General features: G+C 47.5%; 14 protein-coding genes and 1 tRNA gene. 4 read left to right on the forward strand and 11 right to left on the reverse strand.

From position 1 onward, the window contains the following. Positions 1-168: 168 nt before the first annotated feature. The 4 genes from QUB68_RS29060 to gshA form a co-directional block, all read right to left on the reverse strand. Positions 169-241 (reverse strand) — tRNA-Met (locus QUB68_RS29060). A gap of 138 nt (positions 242-379) precedes the next feature. Beyond that, on the reverse strand, positions 380-2,785 hold the full coding sequence (locus tag QUB68_RS29065; protein ID WP_332998382.1) for a peptidoglycan DD-metalloendopeptidase family protein: 2,406 nt from the start codon (positions 2,783-2,785) through the stop codon (positions 380-382). 591 nt (positions 2,786-3,376) lie between these two features. Continuing rightward, positions 3,377-3,838 (reverse strand): tRNA (cytidine(34)-2'-O)-methyltransferase, encoded by a 462-nt coding sequence (locus tag QUB68_RS29070; protein WP_332998383.1) that lies wholly within the window; start codon positions 3,836-3,838, stop codon positions 3,377-3,379. Between the two features lie 338 nt (positions 3,839-4,176). Continuing rightward, the gene (gene gshA / locus QUB68_RS29075) at positions 4,177-5,328 is read right to left on the reverse strand and encodes a glutamate--cysteine ligase (RefSeq protein ID WP_332998384.1); all 1,152 of its coding nucleotides are present in this window, start codon (positions 5,326-5,328) and stop codon (positions 4,177-4,179) included. Positions 5,329-6,086: 758 nt separating this feature from the next. Between gshA and QUB68_RS29080 the strand changes: the two genes are divergently transcribed. Then, positions 6,087-6,485 carry a helix-turn-helix domain-containing protein gene (locus tag QUB68_RS29080; protein ID WP_332998385.1) on the forward strand — a complete coding sequence of 133 codons (399 nt, stop codon included), beginning with the start codon at positions 6,087-6,089 and terminating at the stop codon, positions 6,483-6,485. Here QUB68_RS29080 and QUB68_RS29085 read toward each other — a convergent pair. After that, positions 6,478-6,723 (reverse strand): hypothetical protein, encoded by a 246-nt coding sequence (locus QUB68_RS29085; protein WP_332998386.1) that lies wholly within the window; start codon positions 6,721-6,723, stop codon positions 6,478-6,480. The two genes, QUB68_RS29080 and QUB68_RS29085, sit on opposite strands and share 8 nt — an antisense overlap. A 181-nt stretch (positions 6,724-6,904) precedes the next feature. Between QUB68_RS29085 and QUB68_RS29090 the strand changes: the two genes are divergently transcribed. Continuing rightward, a complete protein-coding gene (locus QUB68_RS29090; protein WP_332998425.1) occupies positions 6,905-7,465 on the forward strand; it encodes a Uma2 family endonuclease in 561 nt (186 codons plus the stop codon). 482 nt (positions 7,466-7,947) lie between these two features. On the opposite strand, the gene QUB68_RS29095 is transcribed toward QUB68_RS29090, so the two are convergent. Together QUB68_RS29095 and QUB68_RS29100 are read right to left on the reverse strand one after the other, a co-directional pair. Beyond that, entirely contained in the window at positions 7,948-10,419 is a 2,472-nt protein-coding gene (locus tag QUB68_RS29095) for an ATP-dependent Clp protease ATP-binding subunit (RefSeq protein ID WP_332998387.1), read from the reverse strand. 533 nt (positions 10,420-10,952) lie between these two features. Continuing rightward, the gene (locus tag QUB68_RS29100; RefSeq protein WP_332998388.1) at positions 10,953-11,519 is read right to left on the reverse strand and encodes a hypothetical protein; all 567 of its coding nucleotides are present in this window, start codon (positions 11,517-11,519) and stop codon (positions 10,953-10,955) included. Between the two features lie 122 nt (positions 11,520-11,641). Between QUB68_RS29100 and QUB68_RS29105 the strand changes: the two genes are divergently transcribed. After that, on the forward strand, positions 11,642-12,664 hold the full coding sequence (locus tag QUB68_RS29105) for a hypothetical protein (protein WP_332998389.1): 1,023 nt from the start codon (positions 11,642-11,644) through the stop codon (positions 12,662-12,664). A gap of 46 nt (positions 12,665-12,710) precedes the next feature. On the opposite strand, the gene QUB68_RS29110 is transcribed toward QUB68_RS29105, so the two are convergent. From QUB68_RS29110 to QUB68_RS29125, 4 genes are all read right to left on the reverse strand, one after another. Then, a complete protein-coding gene (locus QUB68_RS29110) occupies positions 12,711-13,532 on the reverse strand; it encodes a CheR family methyltransferase (RefSeq protein WP_332998390.1) in 822 nt (273 codons plus the stop codon). 156 nt (positions 13,533-13,688) lie between these two features. Next, positions 13,689-14,123: a chemotaxis protein CheW gene (locus tag QUB68_RS29115; RefSeq protein ID WP_332998391.1), complete on the reverse strand. Its 435-nt coding sequence runs from the start codon at positions 14,121-14,123 to the stop codon at positions 13,689-13,691. A gap of 23 nt (positions 14,124-14,146) precedes the next feature. After that, positions 14,147-15,646 carry a chemotaxis protein CheW gene (locus tag QUB68_RS29120; protein WP_332998392.1) on the reverse strand — a complete coding sequence of 500 codons (1,500 nt, stop codon included), beginning with the start codon at positions 15,644-15,646 and terminating at the stop codon, positions 14,147-14,149. Beyond that, entirely contained in the window at positions 15,573-16,448 is an 876-nt protein-coding gene (locus QUB68_RS29125) for an Hpt domain-containing protein (RefSeq protein WP_332998393.1), read from the reverse strand. The genes QUB68_RS29120 and QUB68_RS29125 overlap by 74 nt, the downstream gene beginning before the upstream one ends. A gap of 479 nt (positions 16,449-16,927) precedes the next feature. On the opposite strand from QUB68_RS29125, the gene QUB68_RS29130 reads away from it, so the two are divergent. Further along, positions 16,928-18,232, forward strand: a complete 1,305-nt coding sequence (locus tag QUB68_RS29130) for an ATP-binding protein (RefSeq protein WP_332998394.1) — start codon at positions 16,928-16,930, stop codon at positions 18,230-18,232. The last annotated feature ends 69 nt before the right edge of the window (positions 18,233-18,301 follow it).

Here is an 18,301-nt window from a genome sequence, read left to right on the forward strand (position 1 = left end):
GACAGTTGACAGTTGCATAACCCGAATCAAACCATTGATGCAGTACGGGTATCGGCTCTATTCATCAAGTTATTTATCTCCTCACCTATGTGGCGGTTGCTATATCTTGGATAAAAATCACAAAAACACGCTCTCAAAATAGAGAGCGTGTTTTTGTGGATGAAATCATGGCTCAGGCGGGATTTGAACCTGCGACCTTGGGCTTATGAGTCCCCTGCGCTAACCACTGCGCCACTGAGCCAAACGTTCCTCACGATTTACTATCCTAGCACGGTAGGGCGAGCTATGTCTCAGGCTCAAACAACAGAGTTTTTAATACCTAGCGAGGAAAGTTATGAGTTTTGCTAATCAGTCAAAACCCATAACTTGCGACCCGTGCTTACCGAGAAGCGCTGGACGCATCATCGGGCAGAAAAGCCATCGGATTGACAGCACCCTGTCCGGCAGGATGGACTTCAAAGTGTAAGTGCGGCCCGGTACTGAAGCCCGTGCTGCCCATTTCTGAAATCTGTTCGCCCCGAGCGACTTTTTGGCCCTTTTGCACCAAAATTCGGCTGTTGTGGGCGTAGACCGTCTCCGAACCGTCTGGATGGGTAATTTCCACCAGATAGCCGTAGCCACCGTCGTTCCACTCTGCATAGGTAACCACCCCGTCAGATGCTGCCATAATTGGCGTGCCGATCGGCCCTGCAATATCAATTCCCTTGTGCATCCGTCCCCAGCGCCAGCCGTAGCCAGAAGTGAGAACGCCCTTAGCAGGCCAACTAAACCCGTTAGCCGACTGTTGTTTGCTGCCGTTGGGCAGATAAGTATCAGCGCCCGATAGCGGAGGCAGTTCCGGAGAAACCATGCGTCCCAAAGACGGGTTGCTCAGGGGGTCGTAACCCTCGGCTCCCAAAGGAGCAGTGGCTACCACGGGCCGCTCAGCAGCACTTGTCGGCGTCAGGTTAATCGGTTGCAGTTCCGCTGCGCGAGCCGGGTCAAAACGCTCTTGCTGCTTCTGAACCTGCTCTGACCACGCTCTCGATGGCGGTCTGCTGATTTCATTCTGCACCGCCCCAGCATACTCGGGGGTGTAGAGGTCGGGATTGAGACTTGGCAGATTCTCAGACGGGTTGCCCGAGGCGAATTGCGTCTCTTGCCCGTCACTTGGAGCCAGGGAAACCGCCCCAGACCCGATCGCATTGCGCGAGGCGCGATATTCCTCTCGCAGCCTGAGCACTTCTGCCCTCAAGCGTTCAGCATAAGGGTTGAGAGCCGACGGGTTCGACTCAGGTAAAGCGCTAGTTGGAGCGGCATTTAAACCTTGGGGCCCAGCATTTGACACGTAGCTGACCGTCTGCGGGTATGCTCCTGTCTCGATCGCGGTAGCAGTCGCACTTGCCGGCATTGGCAGGGCGCTGGTATCAACGGCACCTGTAAATGTGGGTTCTCCTTGAAGCTCCAGCTTTCTGGTGTCGCTAATTGTTTGAGAAACTTGAGTTAGCGGAATGCTGTTAATTTTGGGAACCATCGGCGCTGAAATATTGTTCAGACCTTCCAAGTTCGCCAAGGGAGAGACAACCGCGACTGTGGGCGCGGGTTCTACAACGCCAGCACTGGGTATGGACGGGGTAGACGAGCTGTTGTTCAAAGATGCCGGAACCGCAGCCGACCAGACAGATGTAGAGTTGGAGCCAGAATTAGAGGCTGCCGCCACCGCCGCTGAATTATTCCAGCCAACTTGGGGAATTTTCAGCCGTTGATTGACATTCAGCAAGTTGGGGTTGCCGAGCTTGTTGGCGGCGATCAGCTCTTTGGGGGATACGCCGTGACTGCTGGCGATCGCATCTAAGGTATCTCCCGGACGCACGCTGTAGAGCGCCTGGGATGGCGCGGCGGTACTGCCCGCAGGGGGGACTACCAAAGCGGATGGCAAACTCGGTGTTGCCAGAGATTGTTCTATTGACTCTAATGCTCGATCGGGCGATGCTGCTTGACCGACCGCGGCATTGGGAATTACAGGTATGTTCCTGAGGTCGGGAATTGCTGTCTCACTGGCCGATCCCGGGGATGCCAGCGTCGGTACAGCAGGTGTAGATGAATTTGCTCCCACCTCATAGTCCAACAGGGGCCGACCTGATGCTGTGGTGCGGTTTTCCTGTTTTTTCAAACTGTCGATCGCCCCGTTTGCGTTCGGGCTGTCGATCGAGCTTTGTGCCGGTACCGGAGTAGCCAGCGGGGTCGCTGCGGTTGGCTGCCCAGACAGGGCTGCACTATCCAACGACTCGGAGCCAGTCAGATTTAATTTTTGTTCGGGATTGACCGCGGCCGTATTGCCAGCGTTCTGTTGTGGCGCGGCTTCAGTCGCCTGCGGAATTCTGAGTTCTTGGCCAACTTGGAGTACGGTATCGGGTTTGATGCCGTTAGCAGTTGCTATTGCCTTCGGTTCAACTTCATAGTCCCGAGACAGCTCCCAAAGGGTTTGTCCCTGCTGAACCTTAACCCCTGGCTGTGCGGCTGAGGAACCGTCAACTTGTGCGGAGGTAGCTGGCCCGTTGGTCGAGACTGGCTGTACTTCAGCGGTGGATTCTGCTGTCGGTGTGAGTTCAGACGCGCGAGCGCTGTCTCCGTTTCTCGGCATCAGGATGCCAGAAGCACCTACCGATATTGCCAGCCCGAGCGTGGCGAGAGAGCGAACCCTGCCAGTGCTGAGCGTTGTCTGTTTTGACGGTTCCGCAGAACCGTCTCTGTCGATTTCACTAGCCTGAACAGACTTAATTTTTTTGGGGTATGTTCGTTTCAAAAAAACGACCTCCTACTGAGAAGCGCTAACTGTCCTTGGAAACACTCAAGGGGATCGCATGACGCTGAATTTAAATCAACAGCCAAAAATATTCTGATTGTTGATAGCGATCGTGCTTAGGCCAGATTACCTTGCTTTTTTAATTTAGACAAGCTCGAACCGTCAGAAATTTTGAAATTCTCGGTCAAACCCGCTGCATTTACACCCCAAAAGCCTTACACCGCAATAGGTGGAACGAATACATAAAATATGCGTTCCCGTACAGGCTAAGACTCTCACCTATTATCCGACTTTATGCTAATTTCCGGACTACCTACAACCGTATATTTACTAGATATCAATAGCGTTCAGGCACAAGCAGGTGATCCCTGACAACATAAATCGCTGAAATCCTGTGTTTTTGTAGGTAAATCATCTTCAGAGGAATTTGGTATTGCTGATAACAATATGTTTTTGGCTCGATAAAATATATTAATTTCGGCTATCTAAATCCTCATCGCTTTGATACAAATTTCTTATATTTAAAAGTAGATTTCGCAGCCCCATGCAGCTATTAAATATCTATATGTGTATGTAGGTGTCGATCGCGATTTATCCCAGCTCGCCCAACTGTCGTTTAGCCTCAAATAAACCTACAGCAGCGCTGACAGAAAGGTTCAAACTCCTGACTCCAGGCTGGCTCATGGGAATAAAAACTGTCGCGTCGCAGGCATCTAAGACGAATTGGGGAATGCCGACAGTTTCCGAGCCAAACATCAGCCAGTCGGTGGGCTGAAATTGAAATTCGGCATAACTGCATCGCCCGCCAGTGCTGAATCCGATCGCTCTCCCCCCACGAGAATGCCGACAAGCCTGAAAAGCTGCTAAGTCTTCATGACAGTGGAGATTGACGTAGGGCCAGTAATCTAAGCCGGCCCGTTTCAGGTAGCGATCGCTAATTTCAAAGCCCAGCGGGCCGACTAAATGAAGTTCCGTGCCTGTGGCAGCGCAAGTGCGGGCGATATTGCCAGTATTCGGGGGGATTTGCGGGTGAATCAAGACAAGTTGGGGCATGAAGCTAATTAAAAGCGAAAAATACAGCTATTGGGAAATCTCTAAATCTACCCAAAGGTAGATACAACTTATAGCTTTTATTTATAACCTGTATCGCGTTCGATTGATTAAATATTCTGATTTGTTTTTGGGTGCCGCTTTTCAATTTTTTGGCGGGAAGTTCAGGCTATGTGGATTATTGGCTGAGTACGCGCCTGGGGGCTAGTGAAAGCCCCCACGATCGCAATGACGGTTATACCCTTGAAGAATTGAAGAATTGAAAAATGGGCAATGACTGACTAGATATGGGCTTGGGGCACTGGCTGCAAGTAGCGTTCTTTGGTGAAACTAATATTAGTTTAGGCAACTAACAGGGCGCACAAGTTATCTTCGAGCTCGAATTCTTGGTGAGCCATGCCATCAATCCCTTGGAGAATAATACTGCGGGTGTCCAAACCGGACTCGTGCAGCTTCAACCACTGCTGGGCGGTGTTGCCTTCCCGGAGAATCTTTTTGAGCGGCGACAAAAAGCAGCTAAATCCGCGTTTTTTGGCGAAAGGCCAGACTTCCTGGTAAATTTCCTCAATCCAATCTCGTGCCAAAATCTTTCTGCCGTCTTGCCAGTGCGTGAGTTCGGCATCTAAACTTTGCCGGGATGCAGCAATTTCGTTGGCGTCTGTGAGGGCAACTAAGTCTTGGTTGCGGGTGTCTGCCGGTAAGGTACTGACTTCTAAAGGGTCTAAGCTAGGGTCTTCCATCATCTGCCAAATGCGAGCTTCTAGCAAGGCAGTGATGGCCAACAAAGCCAGAGGATTGACTTCGAGATCGCAAATTCTCAGTTCGAGGCGGTTGAGACAGTAGGGGCGACGATCGCCATTTGGGCGTACAGCAGACCACAAATGGCGGACATTTTGCATGGTACCGAGTTCTAACTGTTCTTCAGTCCACTGGATATAATGCTTGTGACTTTCAAACAGGGGGACGATGGCGGGAGTTTTGGGAAACAAGCCCCAGCGCGTGGAATGATAGCCGGTGACTGCGCCGTCGAGGAAGGGAGAAGAGGCGCTCAAGGCAAGGTACAGCGGTGCTTCGACGCGGGCGATGCGGATGGCGCGCATCAGCATTTCTGGTTGGGAGATGCCGATGTTGATGTGGATGCTGGCGGTGACGACTTTGGTGCCGTAGGTTTGCTCGATGTAGGTGTGGTAGGGGTTGTTGGGATCGGATCTGTAAAATCGATCGCTTCCCCCGAGAGATAGGGTACTTCCCGGGAGCAAGGTGTAGTCGCCCAATTGTTTGAGATACTCGCGCAGCCGGACTCGCGGCTTGACTAGAGCGCACAGCAGGCGATCGTAGCTGCACAGCGGGGCGGTCGTGTACTCCACATTGCGGCTATCAGGCTCCCGCACAAATCCCTCTAGATCGGCGACTATGCGATCGGACAGACCGACCACCTCACCTTCGGGTGTGCCGGTATACATTTCTACTTCAAAGCCTTTTGATAGCAGCACGTTTGTTCCTCAGCTATGTTGAGTGCTAGTTTCTAGTATCCCAAAAATTGAGCTGTTCGTACTATCTGCCGCAAGGCAGAGTTGATTTTTTTGCCCGCTGGCGCTGAAACCGGGTATTTCGCCCTCAACCAAGTTCGATCGTTGTAGGGCGCGCCTCTTGGTATAGCAACCGCCACATCGGTGAGGACATAAATAACTTCATGAATAGAGCAGATACCCGTACTGCATCAATGATTTGATTCGGGTTATGCAACCCTTCGGCTCCCCTCGACTACGCTCGGGGCAAGTCGCTCAGGGCGAGCTGTCCACTGTCCACTGTCCACTGTCCACTGTCCACTGCTATAGACCTCTTGCAAAAATACCTAGGACGGGCGGGACGCCCATCCCACGATCTCAACATTTCTTTCTCATATCTCGATCGCCTCTCTTGCTTTCTTTCCTTTATTCTGTGGCTTTTGTGAATTTATCCGCTTCATCCCACAGATTATTTTTTCATAAGATATTGAAAATCCGCCCTTTTTTTTGAGGTAAAAAGCTTGACGCGGCTACCTTGACAAGGTATTATTAAATAATGGAGATATTGGTATTTTTAAAACTTAAGTCACCACTCCCATTATCTAAATAATACCCCGGAAATCGAACAAAATCAATAGGTAAAAACTCCTTTTTTAGCGCCGCGACTTGAGAGTATAAATCAACAAAAATAAGCTTAGCTTTTAAGTTTTTTTTCGCTGACTACGATAAAGACAAATGGAAAAATGACCCTTACTTTTGATCGAGCTAATTATAGCAATTTGCTGGCAGAAGTCGCTCCACGGGCGATCGAAACCGAGGAAGAATGCGATCGCCTCCTAGCAGTGGCAGAGCGGCTGACGTTCGCAAAAAACCGCACTCCCGAAGAAAAAGCTTTATACAAGTTATTGGTAACGCTAATTGAAGTTTACGAGACCCAAAACTATCCGATCGACAAATCTGAACCTCACGAGATTTTGCAGCACATCATGGAAGCCAGCGGCACCCGTCAAGCTGACTTAGTGGGTATCATTGGATCGAGTGGCGTAGTTTCTGAGGTTGTGAATGGCAAGCGGGCAATTAGCAAAGCACAAGCTAAGGCACTCGGTAATTATTTTAAAGTGTCGCCTAGTTTGTTCATCTAATTAGCAATACTTGGGACAGTTTGAGATGGCGATCGGCAAAGGTACATTGTTGCGATTCAGCGCTCTTTGAGGGCAAAGGTACGTTGTTGCGCGAAGAGCGCTCTTTGAGAGCTCTTCGCGCAACAACATACAGCTTCAGACGTTGAGATTGCGATCGCCACAGAAAATAGTCCGCAGTATTGTAATTAGGATTAATCCCAAAAAATGCGATGCTATTTATACCGTCAGGTGCGCCCATAAGCACCCAGATATGTCTGGCGTGTATGCTGAGTCTAGAGAAAAGTCCCTCAAACCCTTGAAATCTCGAAGGCTGCGATCGTTAAATCTGTTTTTTTAACAGGTGATTACCCATAAACTAGGTTGATTGTCGTGAGCCAGCGGTAACACATCTGAATGTTAGAAGGAGCGCCAAACAAATGATGACAACTCAGTTAATAAAGCGCCTGTTCACAGTAAAAGAATATCATCAGATGATTACGTCTGGCATCTTGACAAAAGATGATCGAGTTGAATTAATTCGAGGAGAAATTGTTCAAATGGCCGCCGTCGGTAGAAGGCACACATCCCATGTCAAGCGCCTGACAGAGTTGTTTTATATCCGCTTATTATCGAGAGTAACCATTGGAGTCCAAGACCCGGTAGAATTGGACGATCGCTCTGAACCTGAACCGGATATTTCCTTGCTGCGGCGGCGCGATGATTTTTACGAATCGGGACATCCTCAATCAGAGGATATTTTGCTCATTGTGGAAGTAGCAGATACCACCGCTGAAACTGACCGAAATATAAAAATTCCCATTTATGCTGAAGCGGGTATTGCAGAAGTTTGGTTGGTAGATATTAATGAGCAATGCGTAGTAGTTTATCGCGAACCTTCTCTTTCGGAATACCAAAATATTCAAAGATTCCAGCGGGGTCAGACTTTATCCATTCTAGCTTTTCCCGATCTAGAAATTCCTGTGGATGAGGTGTTGGGATAAAAAGCTGGACTCATACCATTTGAGATTTTCCATTTTCCGATTTGAGATTTAGTAGACTAAAGAAACCGGGTTTTTTACCGATATTAACGGTTTGAACCCAATATTTGGACAAAAAACCCGGTTTCTGGCAACCTGTGCGTAAGTCGTAGGGTGTGTCGCTATCCACCATCTTTAAGAAAGATCGATAATCTAAATAGCGACGCACCTAGGAGGTTCAATGAACCGAGAAGCAAGCCCAATATTTTTCTTGTAGCAAGCTTTTTTATGGGGCATGAAATGTTGGGTTTGTTTCCTCACCCATTCAAAAGAATAAGGTGCGTCGCTATCAGATTGTCGCTTTTTTTGAGGATTGTTGATGGCGACGCATCTTACAGCTACTGTTACTGTATTCTTTTGTTAACTGGTATTATTGAATTAAAAACCCGGTTCCTGCAAGAAACCGGGTTTTTAATCAGACATTATTTATCCGCGTGTCGAGGCGATTAATGGCTTAATGCGAATTCCGGCAATTTCGGCTCAGATGAACCATCCGGTAACACCTTAACCTGACCGTTTTCATCCACATCAACGATCGCACTTTGGCCTTCTTTCAGCTTCCCAGACAGCATTTCCTCAGCCAGTACATCTTCCAACAACCGCATGATGGCGCGGCGCAAAGGTCGAGCACCGTAGCTGGGATTGTAGCCTTCTGTAACTAACAAGTCCTTGAACTTGTCTGTCACCGACAAAGTAATACCCTGTTCGGTTAAGCGGCCGAAGACTTGCTGCAACAGGATATCTGCAATCTGCTTGACTTCTTCCTTATTCAACTGGCGGAAGACGATAATTTCATCCAAGCGGTTGATAAATTCTGGACGGAAGAACTGTTTCAATTCTTCGTTTACCAAGTTGCGAACGCGGCTGTACTGCGCGTCTGTGGCACCTTCAGCAAACTCGAAACCGAGACCACCGCCGCCTTTTTCAATTACTCGCGAACCGATGTTTGATGTCATGATCAGCAGCGTATTCTTAAAGTCTACTGTCCGGCCTTTGGCATCGGTCAAACGGCCGTCTTCCAAGATTTGCAGCATCATGTTGAAGACATCCGGGTGAGCTTTTTCGATTTCATCGAATAAGATCACTGTGTAAGGACGGCGACGGACTGCTTCTGTTAGTTGGCCGCCTTCGTCGTAGCCGACGTAACCCGGAGGCGAACCGATGAGTTTAGATACGGTGTGGCGTTCCATGAATTCGGACATATCTAACCGAATCATGGCTTCTTCGGAACCGAAGAAATATGCTGCTAAGGCTTTTGTCAGTTCGGTTTTGCCGACGCCTGTGGGGCCGGAAAAGATGAAACTGGCGATCGGGCGATTCGGATTTTTCAAGCCAACCCGCGCGCGGCGGATCGCCCGAGAAACTGCGCTGACAGCTTCTTCTTGACCGATTAAGCGCTGGTGCAGCGTGTCTTCCATGTGCAGCAGCAATTCCGATTCCGATTCTGTTAGCTTGCTGACTGGTACTCCCGTCCAATTTGCCACGATGTGGGCGATGTCTTCTTCGGTGACGATGGGAGAGATTCGGATCTGGCTTTTGTTGATAGTTGCTGCGGCGATTTCGGCTTCGATTTCTAATTCGCGATCGCGCAATTTGCCAGCTTTCTCAAAGTCTTGCTCGCGCACAGCAGCATCTTTTTCTTTGCTGACGGCCGGAAGTTGTTTTTTGAGTTCTTTAACTTCGGGCGGGGTTTGCGAGTTCAGGACGTGGACGCGGGAACCAGCTTCGTCAATTAGGTCGATCGCCTTATCTGGCAAAAATCGATCGTTAATGTACCTGTCTGACAGTGTAGCCGCTGCTTCTATAGCTGCATCGGAAATTGTCAGTCGGTGGTGCTGTTCGTAGGCCGATCGCAAACCATACAATATTTCGATTGTTTCAGCCACACTCGGTTCACCGACTTTAATCGGTTGGAAGCGGCGTTCTAGGGCAGCATCGCGCTCAATGTATTTGCGATATTCATCCAAGGTAGTTGCGCCGACACACTGCAATTCGCCTCTAGCAAGAGCCGGTTTGAGCATATTGGAAGCATCCATGCTGCCTTGAATCGCGCCTGCACCAACTAAGGTATGAATTTCATCAATTACCAGAATGATGTTGCCGGCAGCGCGAATTTCTGCCATGATTTTCGTCAGCCGTTCTTCAAATTCGCCTCGGAATTTTGTACCAGCAATCAGCGAACCCATATCGAGGCTGATTACTTGTTTGTCTTCTAAGATTTCCGGGACGTTTCTGTTAACAATCCGCTGGGCGAGGCCTTCGGCGAGGGCTGTTTTGCCAACTCCCGGTTCGCCTACTAGCACTGGGTTGTTCTTGGTGCGCCGCCCCAGCACTTGGATCACGCGCTCGATTTCATTTTCGCGGCCCACGACTGGATCGAGTTTGCCGGCTGCTGCTAACTTAGTTAAGTTGGTGCCAAATTCTTCTAAAGTCGGGATTTTGCGATCGCCACCGCTATCTCCTCGGCCTCCGGGGACTGCCGCGACTTCTCCCACGGCACGAATTACTTGTGTGCGGACTCTCTGGCGATCGATTCCCAGGTTTTGCAGCACCTTCGCCGCCACTCCTTCATCGTCTTGAATCAAGCCAAGCAGGATGTGCTCGGTGCCGATGTAATTGTGACCTAACTGGCGCGCTTCGTTCAGCGCAGTTTCAAAAATGCGCTTGACGCGGGGCGTAAACGGAATTTCTGGCGGCAGGAAGCCCGAACCTCTACCGATGATATTTTCGATTTCATTGCGCGCCTCTTTCAAGTTAAGGCCCATATCCAGTAATACTTTTGCAGCGATGCCAGTGCCTTCGCCGACGAGTCCCAGAAGGATTTGCTCGGTGCCTACAAAATTGTGGCCGAGGCGCCGCGCTTCTTCTTGGGCTAGCATTATTGCTTTAATGGCTTGTTCTGTAAAGCGTTCAAACATATTTTTTCCTTCCTACTGTCTTGGCGAGGGATGTATCGCTGCTGGTGAGGAGCGATTTGGAACAATACACAAATTATAGATGTAAATTTTTGTGTATTTCCTTAAACTCAATGTATCGCTGCTAAGGGGGGGCGGACAGTGGGGAGAGCCGAATAGTAGAGGTGTGTTTGCCGTCTCGCAGTACGATCTACAAGTGTCAACGCAAATTAAGGCTAAGAATCATCCTATTTGTTGTATCTCAATCTACTTGTCGGCTCCCCCCCTGTCAAGCATTTTCTGAAATTGGCAAGCGAAAGTGCCTCTGCGGGCGATCGGCAAATGCTTTTGTTGGAAAATACCGCTGCAAGCAAAAGTATTTCGCCCCAAACCAATTTTATATTAACAGGTTAAGGGACTTCTGGGCGCACCCGATCGCAGCGGCAAAATTGGCGGCATTTTTTAATTAGGTTTATTCGCCCTATAAAAGAAATTTTCAGGACTTGCTCGGGCAGTTTTTTTATGATTTTGATTGTTAATTCTGACAATTTGCTTTTTTAAAGCCATTGCGCCAGCAACTGTTCAATTACTTTCACAAAGCCGATCGCAATTTGAATCAGCGGCCAACCCACAAAACAAATTAACACCGCCCAGCGAGTTTCAATATCCAAACCTTGGCGAACTGCCACAATTACAGCTAGCAAACTCCACACTGCTAATATCCGCTCTATTCCTTCTCCCAGCAAGGGAATTAACGTTAAAAAATTCAGCACTTGCGGGGCATAGGCAAATCCGATCGGAACCAGCAACTCCCCATAAGTTACGTGACCAGGTTTCACCCACTCCCCGATTTTAAAGATAGTGAAACTCCAAAAATAATAACCCCCCGCGACTGCCAAACCATCTATCAAAAGTGCTAAAAATAACACAAGTGGCTCAGTTCGATTGATTAACAAAATGACGGCACTGCCCAAAACGCGGGACACCGCAGCTAAAATTACAATTGTTAAAGCTATCCGCTTAGTTCTGGGAGTGTAGGAAGTTTTTTCGTAAAAATTGCCGTTCAAAGAAAGTGCGTTCCAAAGCGTTGCCCCCAAACCTGCAATTGAATCTTCTCCCTTCACGTTAAACTCCCGCTCCTCAAGATAGTTGACAACTTTGACAAAATAAGCTCTAATACAGCAGAATCACGAAACTATTTCTAGGTAATTAGGTAATTAATAGGCATTCTACCAGATTTTATTAAATGCTAAGATTGATTTTGCGGATACTGGCGTGGCTGCGCGGGGGAAGTTTAAATTTGCTGATCGTCGCAGGTGTAATCCTGATAATTTGGGGCATTCTTTCGCCGGTGGGAACTGTGATCTGGTGGCTGGGTCAAAGTGCCGAAACTTTGGGTCTCAAGAAAAATCCGCCGGAGATATTACCCTCAAACAACGACAATCTAGAAACGCGCAAGTCTTCGCCACTCAATTGTTATATCATTTTTTTACCGGGAGTTGGCGATTTTTCGGGGAACGAATTAACGCCGGGAGAAGAATTTTTTCTCAAGCGTTTAGTTAAAAGTCAACCGCAGTGCGTAGCAGTGGGCGATATTTTTCCTTATTCAGCTTCTAACAAAAGTTTGGGAGGAGAGCGGTGGCTAGCTCCTTTTTGGCGGTTTGCAGAACACGCAAAAAGCGGGCCGATTGCGGGGGATATATTCATCAAAATTCGCAATCTCTGGAGGTTTGCAATTTCTCTAGATTACCGCTACGGTTTTGCATACAATCAGGGAATTGCTAATGCAGTTATCGATCGCATGAATGCTAAATCTCCGATCTCAGCTAATCCTCAAAAACCTTTGAAAGTTATTTTAATTGGCACTAGCGGCGGCGCACAAGTTGCTTTGGGTGCTACTCGCTATCTTAAAGAATGGCTGAATGCAGAAATTAGTGTTGTTTCGGTTGGGGGCGTGTTTTCGGGAGAAAATGGTTTTGCAGAAGCCGATCGCATTTTCCATTTTCGCGGCACTCGTGATTCAATTGAGGATATTGGCGGCGTAGTTTTTCCCACTCGCTGGTACTGGTTCGCCACTTCTCCGTTCAATCAAGCTCGTTCGCAAGGCCGGTATACAGAAGCTGTCAGCGGCCCTCACAAACATGACGGCGATGATGGATATTTTGGGGAAAATCTGGCGGGGAACGGTCAAAAGTATGTAGATATTACGCTGGACAAGATTAATCAATTGCCTGTTTGGTCTGAGGGTGCAGCGAAAAGAGAGGACTGAAGTCCGAACTATCGAACCTATTTTATCATAGTCGATATACTGGACATCAAATTAATTGGTAACATATACCTTTTTCAAATTGCACCAGCTTAAAAGCAGGGTCAAGATTTACAGTTGTTTCTCCTCCCCCTAGAAATAAATAGCCGTCAGGCCGCAACACCCGCCGCACTCTGGCTAAAATTGATTGTTTTGTCTGAACATCGAAATATATTAAGACATTTCGCATAAAAATAATGTCCATTTGAGGCATCAAGCCAAAGGGTTCGGTTAAGTTAATCTGGCGAAATTCGATCGCCCTACGGATCTCTTCTTTAATCTGCCATTCCTTGCTGCCGCGGTCAAAGTATTTGTGTAACAATGCTGTTGGCAAACCCCGCACCACTTCGTGCTGCGCGTAGCATCCAGAATTTGCTAGCTTCAGCATTGCTGTAGAGATGTCGCTAGCAATTATCTGCACTTGATTTCTCATCTGCGGAAAGTATTCGCGCAGCAGCATCGCAATACTGTAGGGTTCTTGCCCGCTGGAACAAGCAGCGCACCAAATGTTAAAAGTGCAGCCCTGTCGCTGTCTTAATAATTCCGGCACTATCGATGTTTTTAACATCTCGAAAGGGTTGACATCTCGGAAAAAAAATGTCTCGTTTGTCATCATTGCTTCCACAGTCGATTCGTAAAGCGGGTTAAAACGCTGTTGTTTGATTTGTTTTAACTCTGCAACTAACCCGCTGACGGAATTTGCTCCGGCTGCTTTAGCTACCATCCCCAAACGCGATTCAACGAGGTACATTTTTTCTTCGGAGAGGGATACACCTGTGCGATCGTACACGAGTTTGCGGATGTAATCAAAATCTGCAATAGTTATTGGCATGGTTATTGACAGTTGACAGTTGACAGTTGACAGTTGATGGTTGACAGTTGACAGTTGACAGTTGACAGTTGGCAGTTGACAGTTGGCAGTTGGCAATTGGCAGTTGACTAATGACTAATGACTAATGACTAATGACTACTGACTGCTGACTATTGACTATTGACTGCTGAAATCTACTACTTTATCAACATCTAAAAATAGCAGCAACTGCCCTTGTAACTTATATGCTCCTCGAATTAGCGGGCGTATTTTGCTGGTGAAAGTATCCGGAGGAGTTTCAAAATCAGCTTTAAATACTTCTAAGACATCTCCAATCTCGTCTACTAATAAACTGACTGTTTCATCCCCAGTTCTCACAATCACATTTAGAGGCAATTGTTCGACAGGCCGAGCGCATAAATCCAATCGCCTTCGCAAATCAATCGCTGTGACAATTTGCCCCCTCAAATTTATCAATCCACCTACTACTGCGGGTGCTAGCGGCACTCGCGTCATCTCCTGATAGCGGATGATTTCTTGTACTTTATCCACCTCTATGCCAAAAAATAGGCTGTCAACAAAAAAGGTACAAATTAGAGTTTTTTCAGGCATTTTTAATTATTCCTTTAATCGCATTATCTTGCGCTTGCCCACATCTGCTTGACTCCGAATAAATTGTTGTTAATTACTTCATCGACATCGAGGATTTCTGTAACTTGACCCTGAATCACAGCACAATATGAAATTCCTGCTTGAGTAGCTGCACCTTTAATGTCGATCGCCTGTTCTACAATGTCCAGGATGCGATCGACTACCAGACCGACTTGTTGCTCTGAGCCGATCGACACCACGACTAACGGCAGTTTATCATCTGCGGCGTGCGATCGCCCGTCAAGACTATTGGGCCCCAAATTAGCAGCATCTGCGCCACTCCCAAACACCCCCGACAAATAAATCACCGGCATAATTTGGTTGCGGTACTGCACCACACTCTGCTTCCCTACGCGCTCCAACAGATGACGGGGAAACTCTTCCAAGCGGCAAACTCGCGATAGGTGAATCGCCATCCGCCGACAGTCTGGGCCCTGAAATACTAGCAACTGCTGTGGCGGTTCTGAAGACTCCTGGCGGCTGTTTTCGTCAGCTAAGATAGCCTTTTCCTGAGCCTCCGTCATGTGGGTTTTCTGAGCAATCCCGTGCACGTCCAAAATCAAAGCAACTTTACCATCGCCCATAATAGTTGCTCCCGCAAAACAAGCTAGAGATTTTAGTTGTTTACCTAAAGGTTTAACCACAATTTCTTGCGTGTCGTTGATGGCATCCACCACCAATCCAAAAGGTTTATCGGTAGCTTGAACCACCACAATATTCAGAGCGTCATCTAGCTCAAATTGAGATTTTTTACCACTTCCAGAATTCCCTTCTTCTAGCAGCAATTCCCGGTTTAAATAAATCAGCGGTAGCAGTCGCCCGCGCAACCGATAAACGGGCGTTCCGTGAAACATTTCGATGCTTTTAATTTGCGAGCCTTCCAAACGCATTAGTTCTAACAGATTTACTTGAGGAATCGCGTATCTATCGCCTCCGGTAGTAATAATTAATGTGGGAATTATCGCCAGAGTCAAAGGAATTTTTAGTTTAAAAGTCGTGCCTTTACCCACTTGACTATGAACGTCGATTGTGCCGCTAATTTTTTCAATATTTGTCTGTACCACATCCATCCCCACTCCCCTACCGGAGATATTGGTGATTTTTTCAGCGGTGGAAAAACTGGGCATGAAAATTAAATTTAGGGCCTCGCGATCGCTCATTTTTGCCGCGTCAACAGCAGAAAACATTCCTTTTTGCACCGCCTTACTTCTAATCCGATCTGGATCGATTCCTCCGCCGTCATCGGAGATTTCAATGTTTACTTGACCGCTTTCGTGATAGGCTCGCAGCAGCAGCTTCCCGACGGGGGGCTTGCCTTTGGCGAGGCGCACTTCTGATGTTTCGATGCCGTGATCGAGACAGTTGCGGACTAAGTGGGTTAGGGGATTGGCGATCGCCTCGATTAAGGTTTTATCTAGTTCTGTTTCTTCGCCTGCCATCTCTAACTGTACTTGTTTGCCCAAGGCAAATGCTGTGTCGCGCACTTACGCGGGGAAATTTATTCCAAATAGTGCGAATTGGCTGCATTCTGGTCTTCATTACTCCTTCTTGCAATTCGGAAGTAACTAAGTTTAAGCGGCTGGATACTGATTTTAAAGTATCGTCATTTTGGGCGTTTGCTGTTTGTGTATTGGCAAATTCTAAGATTTGGTTGCGGCACAATAGGAGTTCGCCTACCAAGTTCATTAGTTTGTCGAGCAAGCTGACATCTACTCGGATTGCAGCGTCGGAAATTTTGAATTTATCGCCGTCTGTATCCGCAGCAGTTACCTGTTCTGTGGCACTATTGTTAACAGCGGGATCTGGCATTTGGTCGATCGACAATAAAGCCTCAACATACAAAGGATCTGCTGTCAAGTCTAATTTTTCTGGTTCCTGGGCGGCAACTTCTGGGATGGCGGCGGTGGATTCTTGCAGTTGCAAAAGTCGATCGAGCAATTCGGTGTGGGCGATCGGACTTTCTTGGCCTGTCGTTTCTAGCGCCTTCATGTGCGATCGCACCGCGTCGATTGTCTCAAACAAAGCGCTAGTAATCTCGGGAGTCATCGCCATTGTGCGATCGCGCAAACGGCTGAGCAAATTTTCTCCTGCGTGAGCCACTGACTCCAGTTTTTCCACCCCCAAAAAACCGCTATTACCTTTAATCGTGTGCAAGCCGCGGTAAATGCGATTCATCACCTCTAGATCGGAATCATTTTTTTCTAAGGCTACTAAATCCTCCTCAATTTGGTTCAGGTATTCGTAGCCTTCAATCAGAAATTCCTTTACATCTTCATCAATTTCCATTTCTCCCGTTCCTTGTTCATCGGTTTGACGCCGGATTAAAATAAATTATCGAATAGTTCAAAAAAGTAGTGCGCCCCAGTCAACTTTACTATCGAGGGTGCGATCGGCTAGATGATTGCCAACTTGACCTCATTAGTATACTATATCTATACAAATTAGCAAAAATCATTAACATCGCAGCCTCGCAGTCGTGTTTTTGAACTCTGGCAACAAAAAATCTGCATCAGGGTTTACCCGACAAAGTGCCAAGGGCGATGCAGGACTTGTACACTCTTAGCGCGCCGAAACCCGGTTTCTCCCTAAATACCTGTCCCCAAACCTCTTATTTTTCGTGGAAACCGGGTTTCTTGGGTAAGTCCTAAGATAGCAGTTGGCAGAAGAGATCAAGCCGAATTTGTCGGTTTTTTGACCTCCGAAACAACATTTTTTATAACTTCTGAATTATACCTAAATTTTGGAATTTTTCAATCCTACATAAAATGCTAGAACAAATAGAACAAGCGCAACAAAAATTCAGCGTCCTCGATCGAGTCCCCATCGGATTGTGCGTCATCAGTCGCGATTTTACCGTACTGTTTTGGAACCGCACACTAGAGCAGTGGACAAAAATAATCAAAAAAGAAATAGTAGGAACCAACCTCAAAACTCACTTTCCCCAACTCGACGAACCCAAATATCAAACTCGCCTGAAACAAGTATTTAACAATGGGTTGCCCGCCGTATTTTCTCCCCAACTGCACCAGTCCCTGATTGCCTCAAATTTACCCAACGGCAAACCGCGAATTCAAAACACAAATGTCACTCCCATACCAGCGATTAAAGGAGAAGGTTTCTATGCTTTAATTGCGATTCAAGATGTTTCCGAAGTGACGCAGCGCATCCAAACCTACCAGCAAGAAATTAAGCACCGATTAGTCATAGAAGAAGAACTAAAACGCGCCACAACCGACGCCGAAGCTGCCAACCGAGCAAAAAGTGAATTTTTGGCAATGATGAGCCACGAAATCCGCACGCCGATGAACGGAGTTATCGGCATTACTGAGCTGCTGCTAGACACGCAACTGTCGCCAAACCAGCGTAATTTTGTGAATACAATTCGCACCAGCGGCGATGCTTTGCTGGCAATTATTAACGATATCCTCGACTTTTCTAAGATAGAAGCAGGCAAGCTGGATTTAGAACAAGAACCGTTTAATCTCAGAAATTGTGTCGAAGAAGCTTTAGATTTAGTGGCGATGAAAGCTGCGGAAAAACAGCTCGACTTGGCCTGCGAATTGGATGCCAGTGTTCCTGCGTTCCTGTACGGAGATGTCACTAGATTGCGGCAAATATTGATAAATTTGCTCGGCAATGCTACCAAATTTACCGAAGCAGGCGAAGTAGTAGTTAAAGTAACAGCAAAGCTGATTCCAAACCCGGCTCTAGGAGTTACAAACACTAACTCAATTTCTGAGATAACTCAGGGGTTTGACAGCGAAGCATTCAGTCAAAAACCTGCTTTGAATCCCCGCATACTCGACTCCGATGCTGCCGATTTTCAATATCTAGAACAATCAAAAATTAGCAATTACGAAATTAAATTTACTGTCAGAGACACAGGCATCGGAATTCCGCCCGATCGCCAAAACTTACTATTTAGAGCCTTCAGTCAAATTGACAGTTCCACAACTCGCAAATACGGCGGTACCGGCTTAGGTTTGGCGATCGGCAAACGCCTCAGCGAAATCATGGGCGGCACGATGTGGGTAGAAAGCGAAATCGGCAAAGGCTCTAAATTTAATTAGACCATCAAAGCTCACTCAGCACCGACTCATCAAGAAACATTAAACCTGAATGCACCGCAGCCTCAACTA

Origin of the sequence: Microcoleus sp. A006_D1 (genome assembly GCF_036702805.1) — a bacterium.
Lineage (GTDB): Bacteria > Cyanobacteriota > Cyanobacteriia > Cyanobacteriales > Microcoleaceae > Microcoleus.